The organism is Rhizobium sp. AC44/96, from assembly GCF_001692185.1.
Classification (GTDB): Bacteria; Pseudomonadota; Alphaproteobacteria; order Rhizobiales; family Rhizobiaceae; genus Rhizobium.
This window is the reverse complement of record NZ_LXKO01000012.1, coordinates 1-12,475: the sequence shown is the minus strand read 5'-3', so window position 1 is coordinate 12,475 and position 12,475 is coordinate 1. Positions and strand designations below refer to the sequence as shown.

11 protein-coding genes and 1 tRNA gene are annotated in these 12,475 nt (G+C 60.5%); 10 read left to right on the top strand and 2 right to left on the bottom strand.

What is annotated here, in order from left to right:
• The first annotated feature begins 10 nt into the window (after positions 1–10).
• From A6U87_RS11770 to A6U87_RS11740, 7 genes are all read left to right on the top strand, one after another.
• Positions 11–838, top strand: a complete 828-nt coding sequence (locus A6U87_RS11770; RefSeq protein ID WP_065691459.1) for a sugar phosphate isomerase/epimerase — start codon at positions 11–13, stop codon at positions 836–838.
• A gap of 42 nt (positions 839–880) precedes the next feature.
• Positions 881–2,152, top strand: coding sequence for a Gfo/Idh/MocA family protein (locus A6U87_RS11765; RefSeq protein WP_065691458.1), 1,272 nt, complete (start codon positions 881–883; stop codon positions 2,150–2,152).
• A gap of 181 nt (positions 2,153–2,333) precedes the next feature.
• Complete coding sequence (locus tag A6U87_RS11760; protein ID WP_065691457.1) at positions 2,334–3,353, top strand: LacI family DNA-binding transcriptional regulator; 1,020 nt, start codon at positions 2,334–2,336, stop codon at positions 3,351–3,353.
• Between the two features lie 41 nt (positions 3,354–3,394).
• Positions 3,395–4,633, top strand: a complete 1,239-nt coding sequence (locus A6U87_RS11755) for a sugar ABC transporter substrate-binding protein (protein WP_065691456.1) — start codon at positions 3,395–3,397, stop codon at positions 4,631–4,633.
• A gap of 76 nt (positions 4,634–4,709) precedes the next feature.
• Entirely contained in the window at positions 4,710–5,627 is a 918-nt protein-coding gene (locus tag A6U87_RS11750) for a carbohydrate ABC transporter permease (protein WP_065691533.1), read from the top strand.
• Positions 5,624–6,487 (top strand): carbohydrate ABC transporter permease, encoded by an 864-nt coding sequence (locus A6U87_RS11745; protein WP_065691455.1) that lies wholly within the window; start codon positions 5,624–5,626, stop codon positions 6,485–6,487. Before A6U87_RS11750 ends, A6U87_RS11745 begins: the two co-directional genes overlap by 4 nt.
• A gap of 25 nt (positions 6,488–6,512) precedes the next feature.
• Positions 6,513–8,429, top strand: a complete 1,917-nt coding sequence (locus A6U87_RS11740) for a glycoside hydrolase family 127 protein (protein ID WP_065691454.1) — start codon at positions 6,513–6,515, stop codon at positions 8,427–8,429.
• Between the two features lie 152 nt (positions 8,430–8,581).
• On the opposite strand, the gene A6U87_RS11735 is transcribed toward A6U87_RS11740, so the two are convergent.
• Positions 8,582–9,319 (bottom strand): type 1 glutamine amidotransferase, encoded by a 738-nt coding sequence (locus tag A6U87_RS11735; RefSeq protein ID WP_065691453.1) that lies wholly within the window; start codon positions 9,317–9,319, stop codon positions 8,582–8,584.
• A 115-nt stretch (positions 9,320–9,434) separates the two neighbouring features.
• Here A6U87_RS11735 and A6U87_RS11730 point away from each other — a divergent pair, with 115 nt between their 5' ends.
• Positions 9,435–9,731, top strand: a complete 297-nt coding sequence (locus tag A6U87_RS11730) for a SelT/SelW/SelH family protein (protein ID WP_065691452.1) — start codon at positions 9,435–9,437, stop codon at positions 9,729–9,731.
• A 2-nt stretch (positions 9,732–9,733) separates the two neighbouring features.
• Here the strand turns inward: A6U87_RS11730 and A6U87_RS11725 are convergent, their stop codons facing one another.
• Positions 9,734–10,162, bottom strand: a complete 429-nt coding sequence (locus A6U87_RS11725; protein WP_065691451.1) for a BA14K family protein — start codon at positions 10,160–10,162, stop codon at positions 9,734–9,736.
• A 184-nt stretch (positions 10,163–10,346) separates the two neighbouring features.
• Here A6U87_RS11725 and A6U87_RS11720 point away from each other — a divergent pair.
• Positions 10,347–10,433: transfer RNA gene (locus tag A6U87_RS11720), tRNA-Leu, on the top strand.
• 110 nt (positions 10,434–10,543) lie between these two features.
• Entirely contained in the window at positions 10,544–12,205 is a 1,662-nt protein-coding gene (locus tag A6U87_RS11715) for a tyrosine-type recombinase/integrase (protein ID WP_065691532.1), read from the top strand.
• Positions 12,206–12,475: the final 270 nt, after the last annotated feature.

Below are 12,475 nucleotides of genomic sequence, written 5' to 3'. Positions count from 1 at the left end.
GAGGATCAGAATGGTAGAAGGACTTTCGATCAATCTCGCGACAATCCGCGAGCAATGTGGCTTTGCCGCTGCCGTGGATGTTTGTCTGAAGCACGGCATCACCGCCATCGCGCCATGGCGCGACCAGGTGGCGGCGGCCGGCCTTGATGAGGCGGTGCGTATTGTCCGTGCAAATGGACTCAAACTGACGGGGCTATGCCGCGGCGGGTTTTTCCCCGCAGTGGATGCGGATGGTCGCCAGAAGGCGATTGACGACAACAAGCGCGCGGTTGACGAGGCTGCGGCCCTTGGCGCGGATTGCCTCGTGCTCGTCGTCGGCGGCCTGCCCGGCAGCTCGAAGGATATCGGCGCCGCCCGCCAGATGGTAACCGATGGCATCGCGGCGACCCTGCCGCATGCGCGCGTCGCCGGCGTGCCATTGGCAATCGAACCGCTGCACCCGATGTATGCCGGCGATCGCTCCTGCGTGAACACGCTCGGCCAGGCGCTGGATATTTGCGAACAGGTTGGCGAAGGCGTCGGCGTCGCGATCGATGTCTATCACGTCTGGTGGGATCCCGATCTTGCAAACCAGATCGCGCGCGCCGGTCGCATGGACCGCATCCTCGCCCACCACATCTGCGACTGGCTCGTGCCCACCAAGGACATGCTGACCGACCGCGGCATGATGGGCGATGGCGTCATCGATCTGAAAGGCATACGACGGATGGTCGAAGGGGCGGGATTCTTTGGCGCCCAGGAGGTCGAGATCTTCTCGGGGGACAATTGGTGGAAGCGCCCGGCGGATGAGGTGATTGCCACCTGTGTCGAGCGCTACCGGAGTTGCTGCCAGGCATAGGCACGGAATTTCGTTTCAGCACGCATGAAGGAGGATCATCCGATGGAGAAACGCCGCTTTGCACTCATAGGAACAGGCAACCGCGGAACCACGATGTGGGGCAAGGAACTGCTCGCCGGCTGGCGGGAGCATGTGGACCTTGTCGCCATCGTGGACACCAACTCGCTTCGCGCCGAACGCGCGCGGACGATGATTGGCAGCAATGCGCCGATTTACGAGAACATCGATGCGATGCTGGCCGAACAGCAGGTCGACATGGTCATCGTCTGTACGCCTGACTATACGCACGACGAGATTGTCGTCCGGGCACTTGAGGCCGGCATCGATGTCATCACCGAAAAGCCGATGACGACAGCCGTCGACAAGATTCGCCGCATCCTCGATGCCGAGAAGCGCACCGGTAAGCGCGTCGACGTCTCTTTCAACTACCGCTACGCGCCGACGGCCGCGAAGATCAAGGAGCTTCTCAGTTCGGGCGAGATCGGCCGGGTCACTTCGGTGGATTTCCATTGGTACCTCGATACCAAGCACGGTGCCGACTACTTCCGCCGCTGGCACGCCTACACCGAAAATTCGGGCAGCCTCTTCGTTCACAAGGCAACGCATCATTTCGATCTGCTGAACTGGTACCTGGACAGCGATCCCGAGGCGGTCACGTCATTTGCCGATTTGCAGAACTATGGCCGCAAGGGCCCGTTCCGTGGCCCGCGTTGCAAGCTCTGTCCGCACACTCAGGAGTGCGACTACTATCTCGATCTGGAGGCCGATCCGTTCCTCGATGCGCTCTACGAGGATCCGTCGGAAATTGACGGCTATTTCCGTGACGGCTGCGTCTACCGCGAAGACATCGACATTCCGGATACCATGGTCGTCAGCATCCGCTACAAGAACAATATCCATGTCTCCTACTCGCTGAATACATTCCAGCCGATCGAGGGACATCACATCGCCTTCAACGGCACCGAGGGGCGCATCGAGTTGCGCCAGTTCGAAAAGCAGCCCTGGGAAACGCCGGATGAAGATACCATCCTTCTTATCCGCAATTTCCCCAAGGGCAGGGATGCCGTCGAGCGCATCGTCGTACCGCATTCGGCAGGCGGCCACTACGGCGGCGACGACAGGATGCGCAACATGATCTTCAAGCCCGGTATGGAGGACAAGCTCGGTCAGCGCGCCGGAACCCGCGCCGGCGCCATGTCGGTCCTCTGTGGCATTGCGGCTCTCAGCAGTTCGCGCAGTGGCAACGTCGTGAAGATCGCCGATCTGATGCCGGAATTGGTAGGCAATTCAGCGGCGAGCTTGAAAGCTGGCTAAGGATAATCCTCTCCCGTCGATGAAAATGACGAGCGGCTCCCATCAGGGACCGCTCGTTTTCGTTTGCGGATCCTGCCGCAACCGTCTCTCAGCAAGAACCATGATTTGAATGAGAAAACCTTTTCTCACTTGACGAACAGGAAGAGAAAAGGTTTTCTCACGAAAAATACGGGAGAGCGCGGTGGATATCGCGGGAGGAAAAAAAGGGCGGACCACGATCCACGATGTCGCGGCGGCGGCAGGGGTCAGCATATCCACGGCGTCAAAGGCGCTGAACGATACGGGCCGCATGAGCGCCGAGACGCGGGAGCGTGTGAAGCGGGTCGCCGGAGATGTGGGCTTTCGCCCCAATGCGCTCGCTCGCGGCCTGCTGAGCAAGCGCAGTTTCACCATTGGCCTTCTGACGAACGACACCTACGGTCGTTTCACCTTGCCGCTGATGGCGGGCATTTCGGAAGCGCTTGTCGATCATGGTGTCTCGGTCTTTCTCTGTGCCATCGAGGATGATCCGGCGCTTGGCCAGGTTCACGTCGAGGCGATGCTGGAAAAACAGGTGGACGGCATTATTGCGTCGGGCAAGCGTCTGGATCGGCAGTTGCCGGTCGATCTTTCGAATGTGCCCGTGCCGGTCGTCTACGCCTTTACCGAAGGCGCACCGGATAGCGTCACGTTCCGTTCCGACGATGCGCAGGGCGCGCGTCTGGCGGTGGAATGGCTGGTGAAAACCGGTCGCCGCCGAATTGCGCATGTGACCGGTCCCGAAAGCTTCTTCTCGGTTCGCGAGCGTACCGGGGCCTATCGCGACGTAATCGGCGACAAAGGTCTGGTTCTTTACGGCCAGTGGGCCGAGGCCTGGGGGCACGAGGCAGTGGCCGAGATCTGGGCCGGGCAGGGCGAGCGGCCGGATGCGCTCTTCTGCGGCAACGACCAAATTGCGCGCGGCGCCGTCGACGCCTTGCGTGAGCGCGGCATTCGTGTGCCGGAGGATGTGTCGGTCGTCGGCTTCGACAATTGGGAGATTGTCGCCGCGCAGACCCGTCCGCCGCTGACGTCGGTCGATATGGAACTCAAGGAGCTGGGACGACAGGCCGGGTTGACGGTTCTGGCGCTGGCGGAAGGGCGTGCGGTGGAAGCCGGCGTCAGGAAATTGCCGTGCCGTCTTGTGGTGCGGCAGTCATGCGGGGGAAGCCCCACGGGTTGAGGAACCGGCGCGGAGGAGAGCGCCACTTTGGGAGGAAAGCCATGATCAAGCGTCTATTGGCAGCGACAAGCGTTGCTACCCTGTGCCTGGTGACAGGTGCATCGGCCGCCGAAAAGGTGGAAATGTGGGTTCGTTCCGGTATCGGCGAATCCTTCAAGAAGGTGGTGGAGGCCTACAACGCCAGCCACGAGAACCAGGTCGTTGCGACCGAAGTTCCGTTCTCTGAACTCGTCCAGAAATATGCCACCGCCATTGCCGGCGGTCAGGCGCCGGACGCGCTGTCGATGGACCTCATCTATACGCCGGCCTTTGCCGCTGCCGGCCAGCTCGAGGACCTGACCGACTGGGCGAAGAAGCTGCCCTATTTCAACTCGCTGTCGCCGTCGCACGTCCGTCTCGGCACCTATCAGGATCACATCTACGGCCTGCCCCTGTCGGTCGAAACGTCGGTCTTTGCCTGGAACAAGGATCTCTACAAGAAGGCCGGGCTTGATCCGGAAAAGGCGCCCGCGACCTGGGAAGAGATCACCGCCAACGCTGAAAAGATCCGCAAGCTCGGTGACGACACCTACGGCTTCTACTTCTCCGGTGGCGGTTGTGGCGGCTGCATGATCTTCACCTTCACGCCACTCACCTGGGGTGCCGGTGCCGATATCCTGTCGGCCGATGGCAAGACCGCCACACTCGATACGCCGCAGATGCGCAAGGCGGTCGGCTACTACCGTGACATGGTCAAGAAGGACCTGGTGCCGGCTGGTGCTGCGAGCGACAATGGCGCCAACTTCCTGAGCTTCACCAACGGCAAGATCGGGCAGCAGAGCCTTGGCGCCTTTGCAATCGGCACGCTGGTCACCGAGCACCCCGATATCAACTTCGGCGTGACGCTGATCCCCGGTGTTGACGGCCAGCCGTCGTCCTTCGCCGGTGGCGATAACTTCGTCATCACCAAGGGCACCAAGAAGATCGACGCCGTGAAGGACTTCCTCGAATACATCTATTCGATGGACGGCCAGAAGACGATGGCGAAGTACGGCAGTCTGCCGACGCGCGGCGACATCGCCGACAAGGTGCTTGAAGGCCTCGATCCACGCCTGCAGGTCGGCCTGAAGGCAATCAGCGTTGCCAAGACGCCCTACACGCTGCAGTTCAACGATCTGATCAACAGCGCCAACGGTCCGTGGGCAACCTTCACCAACGCCGCGATCTTCGGCGATGACGTGGACGGTGCCTTCTCGACCGCGCAGTCCGAGATGCAGTCGATCATCGACAGCGGCCAATAATCTCCCAAAAGGCCGCGGCCGGAGGATTGTGGCAGTCCTCCGGCCGGTTTTCCCAGAAATGATGCGGAGTGTTTCGATGACCGTTACAGGTCAAGTGCAGCGATCATGTGTGCGCAGGCGGACTACCAGACCGGAATGGACCGGCCTTCTCTATATCGCTCCGGCGATGCTTCTCGTCATTGTCTTCTTTGTCCTGCCGGTGATCTTCACAGGCTGGATGAGCTTGCACAACTGGCCCCTGATGGGCGCCCAGCGCTGGATCGGTTTCAACAATTACTTCCGCATGTTCAACGACAGCCGTTTCGTGGCGGCGCTGAACTTCACAGCCTACTATACTGTCATCGTCACCATCGTGATCTTCGCCGTTGCCTTTCCCCTCGCGCTGTTCGTCGAGCGTGAACGGGCCTTTGTTAGCACTTACCGGACGATCATCTTCCTGCCCGTCGTCGTCGGGCTGGCGTCCGCCTCGCTGCTCTGGGTCTGGCTCGCCAATGTCGACAGCGGCTTCATCGGCCCGGCCTTGAAGGCACTCGGCCTTGTCGAGAGAAGCCCCAATTTGCTGGCGACCTTCGACAGCGCGTTTCTCACCATCATCGTCATGGTCGTCTGGAAGATTGCGGGCTTCACCATGATCATTCTTCTGACCGGCCTGCAGGCGATCCCGGCCGACCTGACCGAAGCCGCCGTCGTCGATGGCGCGTCATGGTGGCAGCGTTTTCGCTTCATTACCCTGCCGCTGATGCGCCGCACAATCGCGCTGGCGCTGATCATTTCGGTCACCGGATCCATCCTGGCCTTCGATCAGTTCTACATCATGACCGCCGGCGGCCCACAGAACCGCATGATCTCGGTCGTCTATTACATCTTCAACCAGTCCTTCGTGTCCTTCAATCTTGGCTACGGTGCAGCCCTGTCCATCGCGCTTCTCGCCATTCTGGTGGTCATCAGCGTTGCGCAGCTCTGGCTGCTCAAGGTTGGGGAGGAGCGCGCATGAGCCGCGTCACTGGACGGCCAAGAAGCAGGGAGCTGCGGGCGCAAACGGCCTATCACGGCACCGGACTGGCCATTACGATCTTCTTTCTGGCCCCTTTCGTCATCACGCTGCTGGCCTCGCTGCGGCATGGCACAGAAGCCCGCTTGCCACCGCTGCCGCCGTGGCCGACGACAGGGATCAGCTTCGACTCCTACCGTTCGCTCGACAGCTTCGGCGCCGGCATCTGGCAGCATACGATCAATTCGCTGATCGTCTCGCTGGCGACCGTGGTGTTGACCGTCGCCATCAGCCTGCTCGCCGGCTATGGCTTCTCGCGCTATCGCTTCCCGCTCAAGAACGTCTTCTTCGTGCTGATCATCGCGACGCTGATGATCCCGTTCCAGTCGATCCTCACGCCGCTCTTCATCATCCTGGCGAAGCTTGGCCTCAACAATTCGCTGTTCGGCCTGACGCTGGTCTACGTGACACTGCAGCTGCCCTTCTCCGTCTTCATGATGCGAAATGCCTTCGACGCGGTCCCGAAGGAGATCGAGGAAGCCGCGCGCATTGATGGTGCGCAGGACATGAAGATGCTGGTCATGGTGCTGCTGCCGCTCGTGCTGCCGGGTGTAGCGACGGTGGCGATTTTCGCCTTCCTCAATGCGTGGAACGAGTTTCTGGCAGCACTCGTGCTCCTCTCCAGCAATGAGAAATACACGCTCCCTGTTCTGATGATGGCGGTTCGCGCCGGTCGTCTTGGAGCGATCAACTGGGGCGCCGTGCAGGCCGGCGTCGCCGTGATGACCATCCCCTGCCTGATCGTCTTCCTGCTTTTGCAACGCTACTACATGCGCGGGCTCATGGCCGGCGCAGTGAAATAACCTCCCGAGAGAAATGGATTAAGCCATGAACAAGCTGAAAAGAGATCGCCAGTTCCGTCCGCTCCCCGTTCCCAACGTCGATGTGCATGGGCTCTTCGGTGATCGCCAGGATGCGATTTGTGATTCCACCGCCGAAACCCTGCTCGACCGCTGCGTGGAAGCCGGCATGGTGCGCGCCATCGATGTCGACCAGCCGAGCGATGGCGTCGTCATCCCGATCGGTCCATGGGGTGGCTCGACGCAGATGTTCTGGGATAGCGATCTCGGCAAGTCGATCGAGACGGTGGCCTATTCGCTCTACCGGCGCGCCAATCCGGCGCTGGAAGCCCGCGTCGACGCCATCGTCGATATGTACGAGAAGCTGCAGGACAAGGATGGCTATCTGAATGCCTGGTTCCAGCGCGTCCAGCCCGATCGCCGCTGGACTAACCTGCGCGACCATCATGAACTCTATTGCGCCGGCCATCTGATCGAAGGCGCGGTCGCCTATTACCAGGCCACCGGCAAGCGCAAGCTGCTGGATATCATGTGCCGCTTTTCCGACTACATGATCACCGTCTTCGGCCATGGCCCGGGCCAAATCGCGGGCTATTGCGGCCACGAGGAAGTGGAGCTGGCGCTGGTCAAGCTCGCCCGCGTGACGGGTCAGAAGAAGTATCTGGACCTCGCCAAGTTCTTCGTCGATGAACGCGGGACCGAGCCGAACTTCTTCACCGAAGAGGCGATCCGCGACGGCCGCAGCGCCGAAGATTATCACCAGAAGACCTACGAGTATGGCCAGGCCCATGAGCCGGTCCGCGACCAGAAGAAGGTCGTCGGCCACGCCGTTCGCGCCATGTACCTCTATTCGGGCATGGCCGACATCGCGACCGAGTACAGCGATGACAGCCTGACCAACGCTCTGGAGACCTTGTGGGACGATCTGACGACCAAGCAGATGTACGTGACCGGCGGCATCGGTCCGGCGGCTGCCAACGAGGGCTTCACCGACTACTACGATCTGCCGAACGAGAGTGCCTATGCCGAGACCTGCGCTTCCGTCGGCCTCGTCTTCTGGGCGAACCGCATGCTCGGCCGCGGCCCGAACCGCCGCTACGCCGACATCATGGAGCAGGCGCTCTACAACGGCGCGATGTCCGGCCTGTCGCTTGATGGCAAGACGTTCTTCTACGAGAACCCGCTGGAAAGCGCTGGCAAGCACCATCGCTGGGTTTGGCACCATTGCCCCTGCTGCCCGCCGAACATCGCCCGTCTGCTCGCCTCGATCGGCTCCTACATGTATGGCGTCGCGGAAGACGAGATCGCGGTTCATCTCTACGGCGAAGGCAAGGCTCGTTTCGAGATCGCCGGCGCATCGGTCGAACTTGCGCAGCAGACCCGCTATCCGTGGGACGGCGCCATCCACTTCGATGTGACCACCGAAAAGCCGACGCGTTTTGCCGTGTCGTTGCGTATTCCGGAGTGGGCCGATGGCGCGAAGCTCCGGGTCAACGGCGAGCCGGTTAACCTCGCATCGGTCGAGATCGATGGCTATGCTCGCATCGAGCGCGAATGGAAGAGCGGCGACCAGATCGATCTCGAGATTCCGCTTGCCACGCGTGCGCTCTGGGCAAATCCGCTCGTACGCCAGGATGCCGGACGGGCTGCTTTGATGCGCGGGCCGCTGGTCTATTGCGTGGAGGCAACCGACAACGGTTCAGGTCTGAACGGGATACAGCTCAAGGGTGGCGTCTCGACCGCGAAGACGGCGGAAATCGCCGAACTCCGCGGCGCCGTCGCGCTGGATATCCCTGCAGTCAGGGAAACGGAGGAATGGGGCTCGACGCTCTATCGTACCACGCCGCCCGCGGCGAAGGAGACCACGGTTCGATTCGTGCCGTACCACCTCTGGGACAACCGTACTCCCGGCGAAATGCTCGTCTGGATCAGGTCAGAAGGGTAACGAGAGACGGGCGGCATCGCTTGGTGCCGCCCTTATCCCTGGGCGACCTTCCCACATGTGAGCTTGGGCTTATCCGGAATCGCTACGGCTGTGACGGTCGCGGAGCCGCAGATCCTCGGCGAAGGGCCGAGGATGATCGGCGGCATCTCACCTTAGGCGCTGGCGACAAGTTGCTTGTCGGCCGTGGCAACATCGATCAAGCGCACCCAGTTGCGCGCGATCGTCAGCCCCGTCACATCGGCCTTTTCGGCGTGTTCTGCCGCAAGCGCCGGATAGCGCTCGAGCCAGTCCGGCTCCATGCGCCTGATCGAGGCCTCGAAGTCCACCGTCCAGTCGGCGACGACGCCGGAGCTGGCCTCGAAGTGAAACTGCGTGCCGTAGGCCGCGCGCCCGACACGAAACGCCTGGTTTTCCACCAGTGTCCCGGTCGCCAGGCGGGTGGCCCCAGCAGGCAGCGTGAACGTGTCGCTGTGCCATTCGAAGGTCGTGAACGTCGCATCGAGACCCGCCAGCAGCGGATCACTCTTGCCATCCTCAGTCTGCTCGATCGGTTGCCAGCCGAATTCCAGCTGGAAGTTCAGGCGGTTCTCCGCACCATGGCCGCGCGCCAGCAACTGAGCGCCAAGGCAGATGCCGAGCACTGCCTTGCCTGATTCGGTGAAGCGTTGCATCAGCCGCGCCAGAGCCGGCAGATAGGGGTGCTTTGCGTCGTCGAGTGCGTTCTGCTCGCCGCCAAGCACGACCAGCGCATCATGGTCGAAGATGCCTGCAGGGAGCTTCTGGTCGATGTAAGGCCTGAAATAGGTGATTTCGGCGCCTGCTTCGGCCAGTGCCAGACCGAGCGGTCCAAGCGGCGTATTCTTCATGTTCTCGACGATAGCTACCCGCATCAGCGACTCCTGTCTTCTCACCCGGGAAACAGGAACACCATGCGCTTCGCCGTTGCAATATGCATTGCGTCCTGTGTAGGCAGTTAGCGAAGCCGGATCACCATAGGAGCCTCCGATGAGCGACAAGAAAGCCCGCGTCACAATCCTCTATTGCACCCAGTGCAACTGGCTGCTGCGGGCAGGCTGGATGGCGCAGGAGTTGCTGCAGACCTTTACCGACAGTCTGGGCGAAGTCGCTCTCATTCCCGGCACCGGCGGCAACTTCGAGATCCGCGTGGATGACGAACTGATATGGGAGCGCAAGCGGGACGGCGGCTTTCCCGGCCCGAAGGAGCTCAAGCAGCGCCTGCGCGACATTATCGAGCCGGGCAGGGACCTCGGTCATACCGATCGGGCGTCGCTTGAAAGCTGAGCCTAGTCGTAAGGCGAGCTGCAGGTCTTGTAGATGCCTTCGTAGGTAAGGAAGCGATCGGTCTTCGGGTTATAGGTCCTGTACTGGTTGCGACACCACTGGACATGGAAATTCTTGTCGGGCGTCTGCGGCCGAACGGTCTGTACCGGCTTCGTATTGTAATAGAGGGGCGCCGCCCCCTGCGCGCGCGGCCGGTAGTAGGTCGGCCCTGTCGCCGTCGGCGGACGATAGTTCGGCTGCATGTAGGCTGGACGGAAGGATTGTGTACGCCCGTAGGTAAAGCAGCCGCGTGCGTCGCACATGGTCTGCACTTTGATGATATCGGGATCGGACCCGCCCTGCGGCAACGACACGAGAGGCATCGCCGAAAGCGATGCGCCGGGTGCCAATGACAAAACAGCAATCAGCAACAGATTCTTGAAATCGCGCATCGCCACAATCCTTTCGTGTCCCGGATCATATAGTGCACCGCGCGCCAATCGGCATCAAGCGTGGTCACGCGCCTGTGAAAAGCGCACTTCCGCTCCTCAACCACAGACTTTTTTGCCCGCCGTCAGAAAAACTTCAAAAACCCTGTTGACAGCAAGAGGCCACCCCCGTACATGGCTCTCCGTCGCCCAGATGGCGGAATTGGTAGACGCGCCAGCTTCAGGTGCTGGTACCCGAAAGGGTGTGGAGGTTCGAGTCCTCTTCTGGGCACCATTCCATTTTGATCGCTAGCCAGATCAAATAGTTAAGCCTTTCCAAAAAGATGCGCATTGGATACCTTGTAACAAAGGTCTGTAACAATGCGCCTACGATTGGTAAGTCCGATGGTCTCGAAAGGCTCCTCCAACGCCTGCTTTGTGAAGCGCATACCGGCTGACATTAAGTCTCAGTTGGTGGGTCAAACGCTGTTCATTCCGCTGGGTGATTCGACGGTGTCCTTCATCGTCACCGCGAGCACGCAGAGCATACGGTTCTCGCTCGCCACCTCAGACCCCTCCGTTGTTCGGATCAGGCAGGCCCAAGCTCTCGCCTACGTGGAGGAGTTCTTCGCCAGGGTGCGTACGGGGAAGCCAGTAGACCTCTCAGCGAAGCAGATTGCCAGCCTCCTTGGGGAGCTCCACGCATCCTGGGCGCAAGATCCCGACGCTTCCCAAATGCTCACAGTGAACCCAGAGACAGGAACGATAGACACCGACCACCTCATAGACCCAGAGCTTGTGATGGAGTGGGACCAGATGGAGCAAGAGCTCGCCGAGTCGGCGTCCACAGACCCAGCAGCATTCTTTCGCCAGCCACGACGGGGCCAGAAGCTAGAGCAACTTGCCGAGCGCATGGGGAGACTCAAAGGCATCCCCTCGCTATCCGAGCGGTCTGTCGCGCAGCTTGCGGCTAGAATACCTCGGGCGGTTGCTGACGGTATGAATACGGCGGCCAGGAAGCTCGCTGGCGACTATTCTCCAGATGCGAAGCTCTCGGGGTATCCGCAATGGGAAAGCTCTCCACACCCCTCTATGTCCACGCCAAGAGTCTCCCTAACGGGTCTTGTGGCATCATGGTGGAATGAGGCCAAAGCCGCTGGCAAGTCAGAAAGCACACGAGAGAGCTATACCAACACCTTCAAGGGCCTGAGCGCTTTCTTAAAGCACGATGATGCCGAACGAGTGACGCCGGAGGATGTGGTGGCGTACAAGGGCTACCGGCTCACTACTCCCAACCCTAAGACTGGAAAGCCCGTTTCGGCCAAGACCGTAAAGGCTAGCGATTTGACGGCCTTCAAGTCTGTCTTTGATTGGGCCGTCGCGAACCGAAAGCTTCCTTCGAATCCGGCTACAGGTGTCGGCTTGAAGCTGGGTAAGAGGCCAAAGGTCAGGGAGCGCGAGTTCACCGACTTTGAGGCTAGGGCTCTGCTGACGGCTGCCAATAAAGCTCTCATCGGCAAGGCGAAGCCCAATCAGACCGAGCTAGCCAAACGCTGGGTCCCCTGGCTGTGCGCCTATTCGGGAGCCCGAGTCGGTGAGCTAGTGCAGCTCCGCAAAGAAGACTTTAGCCGAGACACCACCATAGGTGCGTGGGTGATGAAGCTCACCCCTGAGGCTGGCACAATGAAAGGCAAGGAGTTCCGCGAGGTTCCGCTCCATGCTCACCTTATCGAAATGGGCTTCATGCGGTTCGTTGAGGCAGCACCGGACGGCTACCTGTTCATGACCATCAAGCCTGGCAAATCGTTTCTGGGTGTCTGGCAAAGCAAGAAGAACCGATTGGCGGAGTTTGCCCGCGAGTACGTCAAAGACCCAAATGTTGCCCCCAACCACGGCTGGCGACACACCTTCAAGAGTATCGGCTTTGAAGCAGACATTCAGGAGAAGGTCTTAGACGCGATATGTGGGCACGCACCAGCAAGCATAGGACGAGCATACGGTAGTGTAAGCTTGAAGACGAAGGTGGATGCCATTGCACTCTTCCCGTGTTTCAGACTTGAAGATTGAGAACGGACGTGGAGGCAGGCGGCGGGGTCTAGTCAACCTCCACAGCTTCAACCGCTGGTTCATCACCAAGCCATAGCAGTCAGGCCAGCCCGAAAGCACCATGGCAACCGTCGTGGGGCGCAAGCGCACGGGATGACATTCGGGGTCTACTCCGGGGTCCATTGCTAGAGCTGTTGATTCCCATTGAGAGCTGACCCGGCGTTTCCACCGAGAAGTGACCCGCTTTTAGGTATCGTTTGTGTTAGTCGTAGTGGTCAAGTTCCTGCGTTT

Coding starts and splice junctions, on each gene's coding strand:
- A6U87_RS11770 (WP_065691459.1), top strand. CDS start 11: ATGGTAGAAGGACTTTCGATCAATCTCGCGACAATCCGCGAGCAATGT.
- A6U87_RS11765 (WP_065691458.1), top strand. CDS start 881: ATGGAGAAACGCCGCTTTGCACTCATAGGAACAGGCAACCGCGGAACC.
- A6U87_RS11755 (WP_065691456.1), top strand. CDS start 3,395: ATGATCAAGCGTCTATTGGCAGCGACAAGCGTTGCTACCCTGTGCCTG.
- A6U87_RS11750 (WP_065691533.1), top strand. CDS start 4,710: ATGACCGTTACAGGTCAAGTGCAGCGATCATGTGTGCGCAGGCGGACT.
- A6U87_RS11745 (WP_065691455.1), top strand. CDS start 5,624: ATGAGCCGCGTCACTGGACGGCCAAGAAGCAGGGAGCTGCGGGCGCAA.
- A6U87_RS11740 (WP_065691454.1), top strand. CDS start 6,513: ATGAACAAGCTGAAAAGAGATCGCCAGTTCCGTCCGCTCCCCGTTCCC.
- A6U87_RS11735 (WP_065691453.1), bottom strand. CDS start 9,319: ATGCGGGTAGCTATCGTCGAGAACATGAAGAATACGCCGCTTGGACCG.
- A6U87_RS11730 (WP_065691452.1), top strand. CDS start 9,435: ATGAGCGACAAGAAAGCCCGCGTCACAATCCTCTATTGCACCCAGTGC.
- A6U87_RS11725 (WP_065691451.1), bottom strand. CDS start 10,162: ATGCGCGATTTCAAGAATCTGTTGCTGATTGCTGTTTTGTCATTGGCA.
- A6U87_RS11715 (WP_065691532.1), top strand. CDS start 10,544: ATGGTCTCGAAAGGCTCCTCCAACGCCTGCTTTGTGAAGCGCATACCG.